The organism is Variovorax sp. 10N432, assembly GCF_056394465.1.
In genome coordinates, this window is the sequence record NZ_JBFTHX010000018.1 from 121,721 (window position 1) to 138,934 (window position 17,214).

Below are 17,214 nucleotides of genomic sequence, written 5' to 3' on the forward strand. Positions count from 1 at the left end.
CGCTCACATGAATACCAAAATCGGACGCTTCCTCCTCGCTCTCGTCGGCTTCGCGGCGCTGCTGCTGTTCCCGATCGGCGTCGACAACCCGTACTACATCCACCTGCTCGAGACCATCATGATCTACGCGATCCTGCTGTTCGGGCTGGACATCGTGGTCGGCTACACCGGCCAGGTCTCGCTGGGCCATGCGGGCCTGTTCGGGCTCGGCGCCTACACGGCGGGCGTGCTGGTCTACAAGCTCGGCGCACCGCTGATGGTGGCGCTGATCGCCTCGATCGGCGTCACGGCGCTGTTCGGTGCGCTGCTGGCATTGCCGGCCCTGCGTGTCACGGGGCCGTACCTGGCAATGGTCACGCTGGCCTTTGGCACCATCATCCAGATCCTCATCAACGAGATGAGCTTCATCACCGAAGGGCCGATGGGCATCAAGCTCACCAAGCCGCCGCTGTTCGGCCACAAGCTCGACGAGCGCGAGTTCTACTGGCTGGTGGTCGTGATGCTGGTGCTGTCGCTGGTCGTGGTGCATCGCATCCTGCGCTCGCATCTCGGGCGCGCCTTCGAGGCGCTGCGCGGCAGCCCGGTGGCGTCGGACTGCATGGGCGTGTCGGTGTACCGCTACAAGGTCTATGCCTTCGTGATCAGCGCCGGCTTCGCCGGACTGGCCGGCAGCCTGTATGCGTATTCGGAGCAGTACATCTCGCCGAACACCTACAACTTCGAGCTCACCGTGCTGTTCCTGCTGGCCGTGATCATGGGCGGGCGCAAGAGCCGCATCGGCGCCATGCTGGGCGCGACCATCATCGTGCTGCTGCCCAAGCTGCTCGACGACGTGGAGTTGTTCCGCTACGTGTCGGTGGCGCTGGCGGTGCTGGTCATGGTGGTGGCGGTAGTGGGCGTGCAGATGAAGCGCGTCACGCCCAAGCAGATGGCCATTCCGGTGGTCGGCAGCATCGCGCTCGCGGGCCTGTCGTTCTGGCTCCAGACCATGACCGACTGGCGGCTCTCGATCTTCGGCGTGATCATGCTGTTCGTCGTCTACTACCTGCAGGACGGCATCGTGGGCTTCGTGCGCAACGCGCTGAACCTGCGCCGGCCCAAGGCCCGGCTCGAGGTCGAGGGCGCCGGCATCGCGCCGGCCGATGCCGTGGCGACCGCCGCCATGGCCGGCGGCCAGCCCGAGGTCCTGCAGGCGTCGGGCGTGCTGATGCAGTTCGGCGGCCTGAAGGCGCTCAACAATGTCGACCTGACTGTCAGGCGCGGCACCATCCACGGCCTGATCGGGCCCAACGGCTCAGGCAAGAGCACGATGATGAACGTGCTGACCGGCATCTACGTGCCGACCGCCGGCGCGATCAGCTTCGGCGGGCGTTCGCTGGTCGGTCGCACATCGTCCGACATCGCGCTGTCGGGCATCGCGCGCACCTTCCAGAACGTGCAGCTGTTCGGCGAGATGACGGCGCAGCAGAACGTGCAGGTCGGGCTGCATCACACCTTCCGCAGCAACCTGTTCGACGTCGCGGTCCACACGCCGCGCTACAAGCGCGAGAGTGCGGCGGCGGCCAACCGGGCGCTGGGCCTGCTCAAGTTCGTCGGCCTCGAGGCCTTCGCCGCCGAGGAGGCGCGCAACCTGCCGTACGGCAAGCAGCGGCTGCTCGAGATCGCCCGCGCGCTGGCGCTCGACCCGCAGCTGCTGCTGCTCGACGAACCGGCCGCCGGCCTGACGGCGCCGGACATCAAGGAGCTGATCGCCATCATCCGCAAGATCCGCGAGCACGGCGTGACCGTGATCCTGATCGAGCACCACATGGACGTCGTGATGAGCATGTGCGACACGGTCTCGGTGCTCGACTTCGGACAGAAGATCGCCGAAGGGGAGCCGGCCGCAGTGCAGGCCGACGCCAAGGTGATCGAAGCCTATCTGGGCGGCCAGGAAGCCGAGCCGCAGCCTGCGTAAGGAAACGGGACCCAATGCTCACCATCCAGAATCTATCGGCCGGCTACGGCAAGGTGCAGGTGCTGCACGGCGTCTCGATCGAGGTGCCCAAGGGCAAGGTCGTGACCCTGATCGGCTCCAACGGCGCCGGCAAGACCACGACCATGCGCGCCGTCTCCGGAATGATCCAGCCGACAGCCGGCGAGATCACGCTCAACGGCAAGCGCATCGACGGCCTCGAGTCCTACCACATCGCCAAGCTCGGGCTCGCGCATTCGCCCGAAGGCCGGCGCGTGTTCGCCACCATGACCGTGACCGACAACCTCACGCTGGGTGCCTTCCCCCGGCTCACGGGCAGTCGGCCGCGCGGCGATGTCGCGGGCGACCTCGAGCGCGCGCTCGACCTGTTCCCGCGGCTCAAGGAGCGGCGCACCCAGCTGGCCGGCACCTTGTCGGGGGGCGAGCAGCAGATGCTCGCGATGGCCCGCGCGGTCATGCTGAATCCCGAGGTGGTGCTGCTCGACGAGCCCTCGATGGGCCTGGCGCCGATCCTGGTGGCCGAGGTGTTCCGCATCATCGAGCGGCTCAAGCAGGAAGGCGTGACCATGCTGCTGGTCGAGCAGTTCGCGGCCGCCGCGCTCGGCGTGGCCGACTACGGCTACGTGCTCGAGAACGGCCGGATCTCGTTGCACGGGCCGGCCGAGAAACTGCGCAACGATCCGGGGGTGAAGGCGGCGTACCTGGGCAGCGGACACTAGGTTTGCGGCCATAGATTCCGTCAATGAACGGGGCTGGCTCATTTGAGACTAATTTCTTGTAATGAGATTATTGTCTCATTAGAGTTGACGGGAACCCCATCCCCTGGAGGACCCGGACATGGCGCTCACCCGAACCGAGATGGACCGCAGGATCGATCAGCATTTCCGCTTCGAGGCCGCGGACGATGTCGAAGGCGTCCTGGCGACACTGTCGCCCGACGTCGAGCACGACATCGTCGGCGCGCCGTCGGGGCCGACGCGGGGGCGCGACGGCGCGCGGCCTTTCTACGAGGCGCTGTTCAGCGACCTGTCCGACAGTCGCGTCGAATGCCTGCGGCGGCTTTACGGGGCCGATTTCCTGGTTGACGAATCGATCTGGCGCGGCAAGGCGCCCGGGCGGCCCTTCGGCCTCGAGGGCCGCGGCCGGCCGCTCGAATTCAGGCTGCTCCATGTGGTCGAGTTCACTGACGCCGGGGACATCCGGCGTGAGAACGTATGGCTCGATCTCGCGGCCATCATGCAGCAGCTGCCACAGGATTCATGAGCGGCCCGCCAAGCGAGAAGGCCGGCCGTCCCAACCAGCGCCGGCGCACGCGCAAGGACCTGCTGCAGGCCGCCGCACGGCTTATGCAGGCGGGTCGCCAGCCCAGCCTCGAGGAGATCGCCGAGGCGGCGGCCGTGTCGCGGGCCACCGCCTACCGCTACTTTCCGAGCATCGAGGCGCTCCACCGCGAGGCCTCGCTCGACATCGCGGTGCCCGAAGCCGCCGCAGTGCTCGGCGACACCCGCTCGCAGGACCCGGTGCAGCGGCTGGAACGCGTCGATGCGGCGCTGAGCGGCATGATCGCCGCCAACGAGGCGTCGCTGCGCATGATGCTGGCGCAGTCGATGGAGCGCGTGGTGCGGGGCGGGCACGACGCCGAAGTGCCGGCGCGCCAGAACCGGCGCAGCCCGCTGATCGAGGCCGCGCTGGCGCCGGCCCGCAGCCAGTTCAGGCCAACAGCGGTGAAGACGCTCGAGCAGGCGCTGGCGCTGGTGATCGGCACCGAATCGATGGTGGTCTGCAAGGACGTGCTGCAACTCGACGACGCGCAGGCGTCGAAGGTCCGGCGCTGGGCGATCCGGGCGCTGGTGGCGGCGGCGAAGAAGGCCGACTGACGCTCGCCCGCCGTGCCGGATCGGCGCACTTGTAGCAAACTGCTGCAATTCCGTCTCCTAACGACCCCCCCCATGACCGACCCCCAACCCGCCCTTGAAGTCCTGCCACGCGACATTTCCGCCTACCGCGAGGGCAACACGGGCATCGACTACGTGCACCGATTCGAATCCGGCAAGCCCGGTCCGCACGTGCTGATCAATGCGCTGACCCACGGCAACGAGATCTGCGGCATGGTGGCCGCGACCCATCTGCTGGACAGCGGCGTGCGGCCCAAGCTCGGCACGCTGACTGTCAGCTTCGCCCATGTCGAGGCCTACAACGCCTTCGATCCGGCCAAGCCTTTCGACAACCGGCAGATCGTCCACAACCTCAACCGCGTCTGGTCCGACGAATGGCTCGACGGCCCCGAGGACAGCCCCGAGCTGCGGCGCGCCCGCGAACTGCGGCCGGTGGTGGCTGCCGCCGACCACATCCTCGACATCCATTCGACCAGCCAGGACGTGGTGCCGTTCTGGGTCTACCCGGACTTCGAGCGCAATGCGCGGGTGGCGACCGCCATCGGCCTGCCGCCGGTGCACCTGGTGATGCCGAGCGGCCTGGGCTCGGGCACGCCGTTGATCCAGCACGGCCTGCATGCCGGCGCCGATGCGCCGGGCGCCGCGATGGTGGTCGAGTGCGGCCAGCACTTCAAGCAGAGCGCGGCCGATCTGGCGACCGAGGTGACGCTGCGCTTCCTGGCGCACTTCGGCTTGATCGACCGGGCAGGGGCGACGCCCGAGGCCGAAGCGCAGCGCCGCTTCGAGCTGCTGCAGACGCACCTGATCAAGTCGGAGGATTTCCGCTTCGTGCGGCCGCTGATCGGCTTCGAGACCTTTGCCGAGGGCGAGCTGATCGCCACGCAGGGGACTGACGAGATCCGCGCGCCCTGCGACGACTGCACGGTGTTCATGCCGGCGCAGCGGGTGATCGTCGGGCGCGAGGCGGTGTATCTGACGAAGCCGCTGTAGGCCGCCTCAAGCCGCAATGAACAGCGCCGGATCCACCATCGTCCGGTTCAGCATCACCCCCCAGTGCAGGTGCGGCCCGGTCACGCGGCCGGTGGCGCCCACGGCGGCCAGCCGCTCGCCGCTCTGCAGCACGTCGCCGGTCTTGACGTCGATCCGGCTCAGGTGGCAGTACATCGTGAGCAGGCCACAGCCGTGGTCGAGCCAGACGGTGCCGCCGTTGAAGAAGTAGTCGCCGGTGTCGATCACCCGGCCCGGCAGCGGCGCCAGCACCGGCGTGCCGGTGGCGGCTGCGATGTCCATGCCGCTGTGCGGATTGCGCGACTGGCCGTTGAAGACGCGGCGCAGGCCGAAGGAGCTCGAGCGTCGGCCCGGCACCGGCACTCGCATCTGCAGCGCGTGCGGCGCGGGTTCGCTGAAGGTGGCCATCACCGTCGCCTGATGATCGCGCTCGCGCTCGTAGCGGGCCTGGTCGGCAGCCGACAGGTCGACCGTGCCCGGTGCCACCTTCAGGCGCTGTTCGCTGTATTGCTTGGGCGCGATCGTGTAGGCGATCGGACGCTCGGCGCCATCCCCCGTGCGCACCATGATGCGGGCCTTGCCCGGGGCTGTCGCGAGGGGAATACCGACCAGCGCGGTCCATTCGATCGGGTCACCCAGCACCAGCAGCGGGATGCCGCCCTCGGTGCGCGCCTCCGGCCGCGCCGCGGCAGGACCGAGCGACAGGCGCGCCACGCCGCCCGGGACCTGGGCGCCATGCGGCCAGAGCGCAGGGGCGGGCGTGGCCGGCGAGGGCGTTGCAGCGGCCTGCGCGGCCGGCAGCGACAACAGGCCCATCGATGCAAGCAGGAGCGAGCGGCGCTGCATGGCGTGCCTCACTTGCCCCAGCTGTCGCGCATGCCCGCTGCGCGGTTGAACACGCGCTGGCCGGCGGCCGCCGCCTTGGCATCGACCACGAAGTAGCCGTGGCGTTCGAACTGGAATCCGGCTCCGCCCTCGGCGGCGCCGGCGAGCGAGGGCTCGACGAAGGCCTGGCAGGTGACCAGGCTGTCGCGATTCAGTTCTTCCAGCAATTCGCCGCTGCCCGGCTGGGCCGCCGCGAACAGGCGTTCGTACAGGCGCACCTCGGCCTGCAGCGCATCGGCCGCCGCCACCCAGGTGATGTTGCCCTTGACCTTGATCGCGTCCGCACCCGGCGTGCCGCTCTTGGTGTCGGGCACCAGCGTGGCCTGCACTTCCTGCAGCTTGCCCGAGGCGTCGCGGGTGCCGCCCGTGCAGACGATCGTGTGGCCGTACTTCAGCCGCACCTTGTTGCCCGGGAACAGGCGGAAGAAGCCCTTGGGCTGCACGTCCTCGTAGTCGGTGCGCTCGATCCAGACCTCGCGGCCGATCTTGAAGCTGCGCTGGCCGCGCTCGGGGTGGTGCGGGTGCACCGGCGCCGTGCAGTCGTCGAGGAAGCCGGCGCCCATCAACTCGTCCCAGTTGGTGATGACCAGCTTGACCGGGTCGAGCACTGCCATCGCGCGCGGCGCGATCGGGTCGAGTGTGTCGCGCAGCGCGGCCTCGAGGCTCGCGTAGTCGATCCAGCCGCCGGACTTGGTGACGCCCGAGCGCTCGCAGAACAGCTTCAGCGCCTCGGGCGTGTAGCCGCGGCGCCGCAGGCCGGCCAGGGTCGGCATGCGCGGATCGTCCCAGCCGTCGACGTGGTTCTCCTCGACCAGCTGGCGCAGGCGGCGCTTGCTGGTGATGACGTGGGTCACGTTGAGCCGCGCGAACTCGTACTGGCGCGGATGCGGCGACGCGACCAGGCCGCCTTCGGCCAGCCGGTCGAGCAGCCAGTCGTAGAAGGGCCGCTGGTCTTCGAACTCGAGCGTGCAGAAGCTGTGGGTGATCTGCTCCAGCGCGTCCTCGATCGGATGCGCGAAGGTGTACATCGGATAGATGCACCACTTGTCGCCGGTGTTGTGGTGGGTGGCGCGGCGGATCCGGTACAGCGCCGGGTCGCGCATGTTGATGTTGGGGCTCGCCATGTCGATGCGGGCCCGCAGCACGGCGGCGCCATCTTCCAGCTGGCCGTCGCGCATGGCGCGGAAGCGCGCCAAGTTTTCCTCGGGCGTGCGGCCGCGGAACGGGCTGTCGGTGCCGGGCGTGTTGAAGTCGCCTCGGTTGGCGCGGATCTGCTCGGCGCTTTGCTCGTCGACATAGGCCAAGCCGGCGCCGATCAGGTATTCCGCGGCCTGGTACATGAAATCGAAGTAGTTACTCGCGAAGTACACATGGTCGTTGGCCTCGCCCGGCTTGGCAGGGTTGTCGGCCAGATGGGTGTCGTAACCCAGCCATTGCACGGCGTCGCGGATGGCGTCGACGTATTCCTGCTCTTCCTTTTCGGGATTGGTGTCGTCGAAGCGCAAATGGCAGACGCCGCCGTATTCCTTCGCCAGCTCGAAGTTGAGCCAGATGCTCTTGGCGTGGCCGATGTGCAGGTAGCCGTTGGGCTCCGGCGGAAAGCGCATGCGAACCTTGGCCGGATCCTGCATGCCCCCGGCGTGATGGGCCGCGTCGCCCGGGGATCCGCCCCATTTGCGGGTGGAATAATTGCCCTGTTCGAGGTCGCTTTCGATCACGTGGCGCAGGAAATTGCTCGGCTTGGTGCTGTCGTTGTCTGCAGGGGAAGTCATCCATCCATTCTAGGTGGCCCCTCAGGCGCGTTACCTTTGGCAACGATCTTCACGCAAGGCCGTGCACCAGGTTCACACCTCGCGCGTTCAATACATGACATGGGCGGCCAATATCCGCCTTCACAGGAGTTTCACGATGAGCCTTACCCGCACCACCTTTTTCAAATGGGCTGCCGCCGGCGTCGTTGCCGCCGGAGCCTTGTTCGCCACGGCATCGGCCAGCGCGGCCGTCGGCTGGTCGGTGGGCGTCAACGTGCCCGGCGTGGCGATCGGTGTCGCCACTCCGCAGCCCTACTACGCACCCGCCCCGGTGTACGTTGCGCCGGCGCCGGTCTATTACCCGCCGCCGCCGGTCTACTACCGCCCGGCACCGGTGTACTACGCGCCGCCTGCCGCCTACTACCGGCCGGCTCCCGGCTACTACCGTCCGGGCCCGGGCTACTACCGCCATCACGGACACGGGTACTACCGCTGAGCGGCCGATAGCCTCTTTGTTTTGCTGTCACCATGAAAAACCGGCCCCGTCGAACGGGCCGGTTTTTTCATGTCGGTTCACATGGCACGGAACAGGTGCGCGTAGAGCCGGCTGACCGGTATCCGGTCGTCCCGGCCCCGCAGGCTGAGGTGCTGGCGGCCGGTCTCGTCGCGGTGCACCGCCTCGATCGCGCTGCTGCGCACGACCACCGCGCGATGCACCTGCCAGAAGATGTCGGGGTCCAGCTGCGGCAGCAGCTGCTTCAGCGGCGTGCGGATCAGGTATTCGTGGCCGGCGGTCAGGACGCGGACGTACTTGTCGGCCGCCTCGAAATACAGCACCTCGTCGACCGGGACCATGCGCACCGTGGCGCCGCCGGCCTCGCTGGCGGCGATGAACCTGAGCGGCCCGCCGTTGGGGGCCGGTGCCGCCGCGGCACCGGCCAGCAACTGGCGCCACTGGGCCAGCGTCCGCTCCAGGGCGGCGGGCTCGGCGGCCGCCGCGGGCGCCTGGGCCGCCAGCGCCTGCTGGAGGCGCGCGACGGTCTTGCGCAGCCGTTCGGGCTGGACCGGCTTGAGGACGTAGTCGATCGCCTGGGTCTCGAAGGCACGCGCCGCGTATTCGTCGTAGGCGGTGACGAACACCAGCTGCGGCATCGGTGCCTCGTCGGCCGGCCAGGTGTCGGCCAGTTCGGCGGCAGCGCCCAGGCCGTCCTGGCCCGGCATCCGGATGTCGAGGAACAGCACCTGCGGCAGCCGCTGCAAGGCCTCCCGCACGGCGCTGGCACCGTCGCCGACGCTGGCGATGATCTCCAGGTCGGGCCAGGCGGCAGCCAGTTCTGCGCGCAGGGCCTGCGCGAGCAGCGGTTCGTCTTCGGCGATGAGGGCGGTGGCTTTCATGCGATCAGGTGGGAAAGACGACAGTTGCGAGGGTTCCGCCCGCGGCCGTGGCCTCGAGGGTCAGGCTGCCGCGGGCGCCGTAGACCGTGGCGAGGCGCTCGCGCACCTGCGTGACGCCGAAACCGCCGCCCTCGGACGGCGGCCCGGTGCCGAGCCCGACACCGGTGTCGAGGATCTCGATGCGGATCTGCGGCAGGCCGTCGGCGGCTCGGTTCTCGCGCAGCGCCCGAATGCGGATCTCGCCGCCCTCGACCTTCGGCTCGAGCCCGTGGCGGATGCTGTTCTCCACCAGGGGCTGCAGCAGCAGCGGCGGCACGGGCAGCTCGCGCAGGGCGTCCGGCAGGTCGAGCGCGAAGCGCAGGCGCGGACCCATGCGCACCGACATCAGTTCGAGGTAGTCGCGCAGGCGTTCGAATTCGCGGGCCAGCGGATGCGCCGTGGCGCGCGAGGCGGCGAGCGTGACGCGCAGGTAGTTGTTGAGGTGGTCGAGCATCTCGACCGCCCGCGGCGGATCGACCGTGATCAGCGCCCGCAGGTTGGCCAGCGTGTTGAACAGCATGTGCGGCTCGAGCTGGGTTTCGAGCAGCTTGAGCCGGGCCTCGCCCGCATCGCGCTCGGCGGTGGCGATCTTGGCGATGAGGGCAGCCGCCTTGCCGCGGGCGTGGAAATAGAAGCTCGCGGCGGCACCGGCGACCACCGTGATGACCAGGCTGATGGTGTTGTCGCGCGAGGACGAGACGTTGCGGTAGTTGAAGAGGAAGTCGCCCACCCGGTCGCCCGCCAGGAAGCCGCAGGCGATGCCGATGGCCGTCAGCAGCAGGCCGCGCCAGCCTTGCGGCCAGCCATGGCCGCGGCCGGGGCCGCCGCCCTCGCAGTGGCGCTCGTCGACCAGGTAGCGGCCGAACTCGATGACGCTCCAGGTGATGGTCCCGACCGACAGCGCATAGCCGACCTGCACCAGGTAGGTCTTGTTCGGCCAGATGGCGGTGGTCAGCACGGCCACCACGCAGCAGAACGCGATGACTTGCAGGTAATGCCGGCCCGCGCTGGACCAATGGATCTTCATGGCGCCAGATTCTGGACGAAGAAGCGGGCGATGGCGGCGTAGACGCCGGCGAGGCTCGCCCGGTCGAAGCCCGGCGGGTCGTCCAGCAGCCGGGCCGCCCGGTCGGGCAGGTCCGGCACCTGCGGCGACAGGATCGAGCCGTGGCCCGCGGCGGGCATGTCGGCGAGCAGTGTGCAGCGGGCACCGCAGGCGGCGCGCACCGCGTCGATGTGCCATTGCGGGGCGAGCCACTCGTCGTGGCCCGCGCGCACGAGTCCGAGGGGAATGCGGGGATTCGCGAGCGAGCTCATCTCGATGGTGGCGGCCATGGGCACCGCCGCCACCGCCGCAGTGACCCTTGGGTCCGTCCAGGATTCGAGCGTGGTCTGGCTGCCCAGCTTCCAATCGATCACCCGGCGGGAAGCCGCGAGGCGCAAGCCATCCAGCATGCCGCCCGTGAGCGAAGTCGCAAGGCCCACGCAGGCCGGGAAGTCCTGCGCCAGGTGCGCCTGGCAATGCGCGTTCAGCAGGGCAGGCGACCAGCGCGCGCCGGCCAGGGTCAAGGCAGTCAGGCCGCCGGCGGACATCCCGTAGACGCCGACGTGGCTGAAGTCGAGCAGCGGCGCGAAACGCGCGTCGGCGGCCATCGCATCGATGGCTTGGGACACCTCCCTTGGGCGATGGCGCCAGGTGGGCGGACCGACGTCGCGCATGTCGCGGTAGTTGTCGCCGGCGTGCTCGGGCATCGCCACCGTGAAGCCGGCGTCGACCAGCGCGATCGCCAGGTCGGCCTGCGGCCAGGGCGAGCCGCCCGAGCCGTGCGACATGACGACCAGGTGCCCGTTGCCGCGCAGCGGCGCCGCGTCGGCCGCCAGCTCGAACGCGAACGGGCCGCGGACGAAGCGGGCGGCCGGCGCGGCGGTCGGGAAGAACACAGTGACCGGACCGGTGTCCGGCGGTGCCGGCAGCACGGCGACACCGGTGGCGGCAGACGCCGCGTGGCCGAGGGCGCCGAGCAACGCCAGCGCCAGCAGGCGCCGCAGGCCCGCCGTCACCACGGGTCCCCCTTGGCGCCGGCGGCCAGCCTGGCGCGCTCGCGCTCGACCATGCGGCCGAGCAGGGCGCCGCCCGGAGGCAGCATCCAGACCGACAGGCCGTGGGCCAGCAAGCCGACGCCCCAGCCGAGCAGCGGGTAGATGGCCCAGCTGCGGCCGTTGGCCAGCGACAGGGCGACCAGCCCGAGGTTGACGAGGGCGTAGACCGCGGCATGGGCGAACCAGCCCAGCTTGGCCTTGGCCCGCCGCAGGGCGAGCTTTTCGATGCGTGCTTGATCGATGGACATGAGGGACTCCCGGGTCGAATGGATTCAGGCGCCACCGACGTTGTACAACGCGCGATCCTCGCGCAGCGCCAGCTTCCAGAGCCGGAGCGCGCGGCCGGCGAAGACGCCGCTGAAGAAACCGTACATCAGGGGCACCGCGAGCGCGAAGGTGGCGTCGTGGCGGATTTCAGGATGCATCGCGAGCGTCGCCCCCACAGCGTACTTGGTGAAGAAGATGCCCATCATCAGCGCCAGCGGCACCGCGCTGCCGGCCAGGTGGAAGGTGCGTGACGCCGGTGCATAGCGCGTGCTGGCCGGCAGCCCGCGCTGGAGCACCAGCGTCAGGGCCACCAGGGCGGTGGCGGCCCAGGCCAGCAGGGCGGTCGGCGAATCGCCGAAAGCCGAGGTCACGCCGAAGATCGACAGGCCGGTCATCACGATCGGCATGACCGTCACGCGGCCCAGTCCGACGCTGTTCGCGAACAGCTGCTTGGCGCCGAGCCACACCAGGGCCGCGAACAGGACGAACACCCACTTGGGCGTGTGCAGGAAGATCTGGGTCAGCATGGCGATTCTCCGTGAGAGGTTGAGGAAGGAAGGTGCGGGTTCAGGCCACGCCGAGCCATTGGCTCCAGAGGATCTGGCCCAGATAGCGGCTTGGCAGCAAGGTGAAGGCGCCGGCGACGATGCAGGCGCTGATGTAGGTCGCCTGCATGGCGATGCGGTGGCCGCGGATGTCGCCCTTGGCGAGTTTCCAGAAGGCGCGCGACAGGCCGAAGAAGGTGGCCGGCACCAGCAGGTGCACCAGCGTGTAGCCGCCGATGTTGGGCAGCCTGAAATCGCGGATGAAGAGCGCCGACAGCGCGGCCATGACGATCAGCGTGACCCAGGCGTAGCCCAGTGCGCGGTGCAGGCGCGGCCGCTGGGTCCGGCTCTGGCGGGCCCAGAGCACCAGCGGCCCGAGAGCCAGGGCGGAGGCGGCGGCGGCGAGGTGGACGGCGATCACGGGGGACATCTGCATGGCGGGCTCCTGAAGACGATGGGCGGACTGTGCCGAGGCTTCCGGGTGCCCGCCATGGGCATGCGACGAACTGCAGCCGGGCGGCGCCAGTTGCATTCGGTGATCGCCGGACGCACGCGGTCAACGCCGGCTTTACCGAGGCTTTACGGTTCGTAAGGGCTGGGCGCTACGATTCGGCGATCCACTACGGGCTGCCGAATCCACGCCCACTCACCGATGTCGTCCCCCCTTCCCGAGCCCGCCACCGACCACCTCCCCGCGATCCGCCCTGTTCCTTCACGACGGCGGCGCTGGCTCGGCAGCCTGGTGGCGCTGGCCGTGGTGCTGGGCCTGGCCGTGGGCGGCTGGTACCTGATCAAGCGCTCCGGCGAGCCGGCCGGCGGCCGGCCGAACTTCGGCGGCGCCAGTTCCACGGTCGGCCACGCAGCGGCCAGGCGCATGCAGATGCCGATCGTGATCGACGCCCTCGGCACCGTGACGCCGCTGGCCACCATCACGCTCAAGCCGCAGGTCGGCGGCGTGCTGACCGAGGTGCTCTACACCGAGGGCCAGTCGGTCGCCAAGGGCCAGCTGCTGGCCCGCATCGACCCGCGTCCCTACGAGCAGGCCTTGATGCAGGCCCAGGGCACCCGGGTGCGCGACGAGGCCCAGCTCGAGGCCGCGCGCGTGACGCTGTCGCGCTACCGCACGCTGCTGACCCAGGACTCGATCGCCCGCCAGGACGTCGACACCCAGGCGGCGCTGGTCAAGCAGCTCGAAGGCGCCGTGATCACCGACCGCGCCGCCGAGGCGGCCGCCAGGCTCAACCTCGACTACACCCGGATCACCGCGCCGGTGGCCGGACGCATCGGGTTGCGCACGGTCGATCCGGGCAACAACGTGGCGGCCAACGCCAGCACCGGCATCGCGGTGATCACCCAGATGAATCCGATCGACGTCCAGTTCGCGGTGCCTCAGGACCGTGTGCCCGACATCCAGGCCCAGCTCGCCAAGGGCGAGGCGCTGCAGGTCAAGGCACTCGACCGGGTGCGCAGTGCGGTGCTCGACACCGGCGTCTTCTCGACCCTCGACAACGTGGTCGACACCAGCACCGGCACGGTGCGGGCCAAGGCGCGCTTCGCCAACAACGGCACGCCGCTGTTCCCGAACCAGTTCGTCAACGTTCAGATGGTGCTGCGCACCGTCGATGCGCTGGTGGTGCCGGTCACCGCGGTGCGCATCGGGCCCAACGGCAACTTCGTCTACGTGGTCAACGAGGACCGGACGGTGTCGGTGCGCAACGTCAAGCGCGGCGACGCCACGGTCGACGTGGTGGCGATCCTCGACGGGCTGACGGCCGGCGAGGATGTCGTCACCGAAGGCGGCGACCGCCTGAAGGACGGCGCCCGCGTGGCGCTGCAGGGCGACAAGCCGGCGACGGCGCCGCGGCCGGGCGCGTCCGGTCCGCGCGGCCCGCGTGCGCCCGGCAGTCCGGGCGGCGAGGGCAGGCGCCAGCGGCCGCCGCAGTGAGGCAGACGTGCTGAGTCCTTCACGTCCCTTCATCGAGCGGCCGGTCGCGACCGCGCTGCTCATGGTCGCGATCGTGCTCGCGGGCCTGGTCGGTTTCCGATTTCTTCCGCTGGCGGCGCTGCCGCAGGTCGACTATCCGACGATCCAGGTGCAGACGCTCTACCCGGGCGCCAGCCCCGAGGTCATGAGCCGCACCGTGACCGCGCCGCTGGAGCGCCAGTTCGGCCAGATGGCCGGCCTCGACCGCATGAGCTCGACCAGCGCCACCGGCGTCTCGATCGTGACCTTGCAGTTCGCGCTCGACCAGACCCTGGACGTCGCCGAGCAGCAGGTGCAGGCGGCCATCAACGCCGGCGGCTCGCTGCTGCCGGCCGACCTGCCGGCGCCGCCGGTGTACGCCAAGGTCAACCCGGCCGATGCGCCGATCCTGACCCTGGCCGTGAGCTCCGAGACCATGCCGCTGACCGAGGTGCAGAACCTGGTCAACACGCGGCTGGCGCAGAAGATCAGCCAGGTCGGCGGTGTCGGGCTGGTGTCGCTGTCGGGCGGCCAGCGCCCGGCGGTGCGCATCCAGGCCAACACCAACGCGCTGGCCGCGGTCGGCATCGGCCTGGACACCCTGCGCACCGCGATCGCGGCGGCCAACGCCAACAGCGCCAAGGGCGGCTTCGACGGCCCGAAGCGGGCCTACACGATCAATGCCAACGACCAGCTGGTCACCGCGGCCGACTACAAGAACCTGATCGTCGCCTGGAAGAACGGCGCGCCGGTGCGCATGACCGATGTGGCCCGCGTCATCGACGGCGCCGAGAACACCCAGCTCGGCGCCTGGGCCGGCTCGGATTCGAGCGCCGCGCCGGGCGCGCAGGACGGCAAGCTCTATCCCGCGATCATCCTCAACGTGCAGCGCCAGCCCGGCGCCAACGTGATCGGCACGGTCGACGGCGTCAAGAAGCTGCTGCCCGAGCTCGAAGCCTCGCTGCCCGGCGCGCTGAAGGTCGAGGTTCTGAGCGACCGCACCACCGGCATCCGCGCCTCGGTGCGCCACGTGCAGCTCGAGCTCGCGCTGGCGGTGGTGATGGTGGTGCTGGTGATCTTCTTCTTCCTGCACAGCCTGCGCGCCACCGTGATCGCCAGCATCGCGGTGCCGATCTCGCTGATCGGCACCTGCGGCCTGATGTACCTGCTGGGCTACAGCCTCAACAACCTGAGCCTGATGGCGCTGACCATCGCGACCGGCTTCGTGGTCGATGACGCGATCGTGATGATCGAGAACATCGCGCGCTACCTCGAAGAGGGCGAGCCGCCGTTCCAGGCCGCGCTCAAGGGCGCGACCCAGATCGGCTTCACCATCATCTCGCTGACGGTGTCGCTGGTCGCGGTGCTGATCCCGCTGCTGTTCATGGGCGACGTGGTGGGGCGGCTGTTCCGCGAGTTCGCGGTGACCCTGGCGATCACGATCCTGATCTCGGCCGTGGTCTCGCTGACCCTGGTGCCGATGATGTCGGCGCGCTGGCTCAAGCCGCAGGCCGAGGAGGGCGGACGCTTCGGCGCCGCCGTGCAGCGCTTTTTCGACCGCATCATCGCGCGCTACGACACCTGGCTGCAATGGGTGTTCCGCCATCAGCCGCTGACCTTGCTGGTGGCGCTGCTGACGCTGGCGCTGACGGTGGCGCTGTACGTGCTGATTCCAAAGGGCCTGTTCCCGACCCAGGACACCGGGCAGCTCAAGGCGCGGGTGCTGGCCGCGCAGGAAGTGTCCTATGCGCGGATGGCCGAACTGCAGCAGTCGGCGGCCAACATCGTGCTGGCCGACCCGGACGTGCAGAGCCTGAGTTCGGTGGTCGGCGTCGACGCCGCCAACAACATGGCGCTCAACACCGGCAGCATGCTGATCAACCTGCGCTCCGGCCATGACAGCCAGGCCGTCGTGATGCAGCGGCTGCGCGAGCGGGTGCGCGAAGGCGTGGCCGGCGTGTCGCTCTACCTGCAGCCGACGCAGGACCTGACCATCGACGCTGAGACCGGTCCGACCGAGTTCCGGGTCTCGCTCGAAGGCGCCGACACGGCGACGGTGAACTCCTGGGCGCAGAAGCTGGTCGAGCGCCTGCGCAGCGTGCCGCAGGTGCGCAACCCGACCACCGATGCGGGTGCCAAGGGCCTGTCGGCCTACGTCGACATCGACCGCAACACGGCGTCGCGGCTGTCGGTGACGGCCAGCTCGGTCGACGATGCGCTCTACAGCGCCTTCGGCCAGCGGATCGTCTCCACCATCTTCACCGAGACCAACCAGTACCGGGTGATCCTCGAGGCCGATCGCGAGTCGCTGTCCTCGCCGGAGGGCCTGGGCACGCTGCAGCTGCGCACCGGCGCCGGCACGGCGACGCCGCTGTCGGCGCTGGCGACGGTGCGCGAGCAGTTCGCGCCGCTGCAGGTGACGCGGGTGGCCCAGTATCCGGCCGCCACCATCGGCTTCGACACGCCGCCGAACGTGGCGCTGGGCAAGTCGGTGGCGGCGATCCGCGCCGCGGCCAAGGACATCGCGCTGCCGCCGAGCGTGACCATGACCTTCCTCGGCGCCGCCGGGGCCTACGAGAAGTCGCTCACCAACCAGCTGTGGCTGATCCTGGCGGCGGTGGTCTGCGTCTACATCGTGCTGGGGGTGCTCTACGAGAGCTACATCCACCCGCTGACCATCCTGTCGACCTTGCCGTCGGCCGGCGTCGGCGCGCTGCTGGCGCTGATGGTGACCGGCAACGACCTCGGGGTGATCGGCATCATCGGCATCATCCTGTTGATCGGCATCGTCAAGAAGAACGCGATCATGATGATCGACTTCGCGATCGACGCCGAGCGCAACCAGGGCAAGGGGCCGCTGGAGGCGATCCACCAGGCGGCGCTGCTGCGCTTCCGTCCGATCCTGATGACCACGCTGGCGGCGCTGTTCGCGGCACTGCCGCTGATGCTGGGCTGGGGCGAGGGCGCCGAGCTGCGGCGTCCGCTGGGTCTCGCGATTTTTGGCGGGCTGGTGGTGAGCCAGGTGCTGACCTTGTTCACCACGCCGGTGATCTACCTGGGCTTCGATCGGCTGGGGCGGCGGTTCGGGGCGAGGGCCGTGGGATGAGCTTCCTAGCTGTTTTCGTTGCACGGGCGCCCGGGATGCGGTGTGGGCCGAGCGACCCCACTGCGCCGGCCCTTCGGGCCGGGCTTGGGGGTGATCAAAGATCCGTGTCGTCTCCAACGTCGATGCAACCCCGACGTCTCAGCGGTGGCGGGCGGTATGCCCTGGGCCGGCCGTTGAGGCACCGCCGAGCAGCGGAGCGGCAGGCGGATCAGGGCCGCGCGTGTTTGAGTGGAGCGCAGCGGAGCGAGTTTGCGCGGACCCCGCCTGTCGCGAGCAGCGCAGGGA

General features: G+C 69.5%; 16 protein-coding genes. 8 read left to right on the top strand and 8 right to left on the bottom strand.

Features of this window, described 5'->3' with window-relative positions; genetic code table 11:
- Window positions 1-7: 7 nt before the first annotated feature.
- The 5 genes from AC1DF3_RS21305 (at window position 8) to AC1DF3_RS21325 (ending at window position 4,860) form a co-directional block, all read left to right on the top strand.
- The gene (locus AC1DF3_RS21305; RefSeq protein WP_478140782.1) at window positions 8-1,957 is read left to right on the top strand and encodes a branched-chain amino acid ABC transporter ATP-binding protein/permease; all 1,950 of its coding nucleotides are present in this window, start codon (window positions 8-10) and stop codon (window positions 1,955-1,957) included.
- Between the two features lie 14 nt (window positions 1,958-1,971).
- Window positions 1,972-2,694 (top strand): ABC transporter ATP-binding protein, encoded by a 723-nt coding sequence (locus AC1DF3_RS21310; RefSeq protein ID WP_286503958.1) that lies wholly within the window; start codon window positions 1,972-1,974, stop codon window positions 2,692-2,694.
- Between the two features lie 118 nt (window positions 2,695-2,812).
- Window positions 2,813-3,238 (top strand): ester cyclase, encoded by a 426-nt coding sequence (locus tag AC1DF3_RS21315; RefSeq protein WP_478140783.1) that lies wholly within the window; start codon window positions 2,813-2,815, stop codon window positions 3,236-3,238.
- Window positions 3,235-3,852, top strand: a complete 618-nt coding sequence (locus AC1DF3_RS21320; protein ID WP_478140784.1) for a TetR/AcrR family transcriptional regulator — start codon at window positions 3,235-3,237, stop codon at window positions 3,850-3,852. The genes AC1DF3_RS21315 and AC1DF3_RS21320 overlap by 4 nt, the downstream gene beginning before the upstream one ends.
- 72 nt (window positions 3,853-3,924) lie before the next feature.
- Window positions 3,925-4,860, top strand: a complete 936-nt coding sequence (locus AC1DF3_RS21325) for a M14 family metallopeptidase (RefSeq protein WP_286536586.1) — start codon at window positions 3,925-3,927, stop codon at window positions 4,858-4,860.
- Between the two features lie 6 nt (window positions 4,861-4,866).
- On the opposite strand, the gene AC1DF3_RS21330 is transcribed toward AC1DF3_RS21325, so the two are convergent.
- Window positions 4,867-5,724, bottom strand: a complete 858-nt coding sequence (locus AC1DF3_RS21330) for a peptidoglycan DD-metalloendopeptidase family protein (RefSeq protein WP_478140785.1) — start codon at window positions 5,722-5,724, stop codon at window positions 4,867-4,869.
- Window positions 5,725-5,732: 8 nt separating this feature from the next.
- Window positions 5,733-7,535: a glutamine--tRNA ligase/YqeY domain fusion protein gene (locus AC1DF3_RS21335; protein WP_286536589.1), complete on the bottom strand. Its 1,803-nt coding sequence runs from the start codon at window positions 7,533-7,535 to the stop codon at window positions 5,733-5,735.
- Between the two features lie 136 nt (window positions 7,536-7,671).
- Between AC1DF3_RS21335 and AC1DF3_RS21340 the strand changes: the two genes are divergently transcribed.
- Window positions 7,672-8,010 (top strand): hypothetical protein, encoded by a 339-nt coding sequence (locus AC1DF3_RS21340; RefSeq protein ID WP_301812377.1) that lies wholly within the window; start codon window positions 7,672-7,674, stop codon window positions 8,008-8,010.
- 77 nt (window positions 8,011-8,087) lie between these two features.
- On the opposite strand, the gene AC1DF3_RS21345 is transcribed toward AC1DF3_RS21340, so the two are convergent.
- The 6 genes from AC1DF3_RS21345 to AC1DF3_RS21370 are packed head-to-tail and all read right to left on the bottom strand — an operon-like array spanning window position 8,088 to window position 12,296.
- Entirely contained in the window at window positions 8,088-8,909 is an 822-nt protein-coding gene (locus AC1DF3_RS21345; RefSeq protein ID WP_286536592.1) for a LytR/AlgR family response regulator transcription factor, read from the bottom strand.
- A 4-nt stretch (window positions 8,910-8,913) separates the two neighbouring features.
- Window positions 8,914-9,975, bottom strand: a complete 1,062-nt coding sequence (locus AC1DF3_RS21350; protein ID WP_286536593.1) for a sensor histidine kinase — start codon at window positions 9,973-9,975, stop codon at window positions 8,914-8,916.
- On the bottom strand, window positions 9,972-11,012 hold the full coding sequence (locus AC1DF3_RS21355) for an alpha/beta hydrolase family protein (RefSeq protein WP_478140786.1): 1,041 nt from the start codon (window positions 11,010-11,012) through the stop codon (window positions 9,972-9,974). Before AC1DF3_RS21355 ends, AC1DF3_RS21350 begins: the two co-directional genes overlap by 4 nt.
- On the bottom strand, window positions 11,006-11,296 hold the full coding sequence (locus AC1DF3_RS21360) for a 2TM domain-containing protein (RefSeq protein ID WP_478140787.1): 291 nt from the start codon (window positions 11,294-11,296) through the stop codon (window positions 11,006-11,008). The genes AC1DF3_RS21355 and AC1DF3_RS21360 overlap by 7 nt, the downstream gene beginning before the upstream one ends.
- Window positions 11,297-11,320: 24 nt before the next feature.
- A complete protein-coding gene (locus AC1DF3_RS21365) occupies window positions 11,321-11,842 on the bottom strand; it encodes a DUF6622 family protein (protein ID WP_286536596.1) in 522 nt (173 codons plus the stop codon).
- A gap of 40 nt (window positions 11,843-11,882) precedes the next feature.
- Window positions 11,883-12,296, bottom strand: a complete 414-nt coding sequence (locus AC1DF3_RS21370) for a DUF2306 domain-containing protein (RefSeq protein WP_286536597.1) — start codon at window positions 12,294-12,296, stop codon at window positions 11,883-11,885.
- A gap of 216 nt (window positions 12,297-12,512) precedes the next feature.
- Between AC1DF3_RS21370 and AC1DF3_RS21375 the strand changes: the two genes are divergently transcribed.
- A complete protein-coding gene (locus tag AC1DF3_RS21375; protein WP_286536598.1) occupies window positions 12,513-13,805 on the top strand; it encodes an efflux RND transporter periplasmic adaptor subunit in 1,293 nt (430 codons plus the stop codon).
- Between the two features lie 10 nt (window positions 13,806-13,815).
- Entirely contained in the window at window positions 13,816-16,929 is a 3,114-nt protein-coding gene (locus AC1DF3_RS21380; protein WP_478140792.1) for an efflux RND transporter permease subunit, read from the top strand.
- The last annotated feature ends 285 nt before the right edge of the window (window positions 16,930-17,214 follow it).

Excerpts from the sequence above, each read along its gene's own strand:
- AC1DF3_RS21305 (WP_478140782.1), top strand. The coding sequence starts at position 8 with ATGAATACCAAAATCGGACGCTTCCTCCTCGCTCTCGTCGGCTTCGCG.
- AC1DF3_RS21310 (WP_286503958.1), top strand. The coding sequence starts at position 1,972 with ATGCTCACCATCCAGAATCTATCGGCCGGCTACGGCAAGGTGCAGGTG.
- AC1DF3_RS21315 (WP_478140783.1), top strand. The coding sequence starts at position 2,813 with ATGGCGCTCACCCGAACCGAGATGGACCGCAGGATCGATCAGCATTTC.
- AC1DF3_RS21320 (WP_478140784.1), top strand. The coding sequence starts at position 3,235 with ATGAGCGGCCCGCCAAGCGAGAAGGCCGGCCGTCCCAACCAGCGCCGG.
- AC1DF3_RS21325 (WP_286536586.1), top strand. The coding sequence starts at position 3,925 with ATGACCGACCCCCAACCCGCCCTTGAAGTCCTGCCACGCGACATTTCC.
- AC1DF3_RS21330 (WP_478140785.1), bottom strand. The coding sequence starts at position 5,724 with ATGCAGCGCCGCTCGCTCCTGCTTGCATCGATGGGCCTGTTGTCGCTG.
- AC1DF3_RS21335 (WP_286536589.1), bottom strand. The coding sequence starts at position 7,535 with ATGACTTCCCCTGCAGACAACGACAGCACCAAGCCGAGCAATTTCCTG.
- AC1DF3_RS21340 (WP_301812377.1), top strand. The coding sequence starts at position 7,672 with ATGAGCCTTACCCGCACCACCTTTTTCAAATGGGCTGCCGCCGGCGTC.
- AC1DF3_RS21345 (WP_286536592.1), bottom strand. The coding sequence starts at position 8,909 with ATGAAAGCCACCGCCCTCATCGCCGAAGACGAACCGCTGCTCGCGCAG.
- AC1DF3_RS21350 (WP_286536593.1), bottom strand. The coding sequence starts at position 9,975 with ATGAAGATCCATTGGTCCAGCGCGGGCCGGCATTACCTGCAAGTCATC.
- AC1DF3_RS21360 (WP_478140787.1), bottom strand. The coding sequence starts at position 11,296 with ATGTCCATCGATCAAGCACGCATCGAAAAGCTCGCCCTGCGGCGGGCC.
- AC1DF3_RS21365 (WP_286536596.1), bottom strand. The coding sequence starts at position 11,842 with ATGCTGACCCAGATCTTCCTGCACACGCCCAAGTGGGTGTTCGTCCTG.
- AC1DF3_RS21370 (WP_286536597.1), bottom strand. The coding sequence starts at position 12,296 with ATGCAGATGTCCCCCGTGATCGCCGTCCACCTCGCCGCCGCCGCCTCC.
- AC1DF3_RS21375 (WP_286536598.1), top strand. The coding sequence starts at position 12,513 with ATGTCGTCCCCCCTTCCCGAGCCCGCCACCGACCACCTCCCCGCGATC.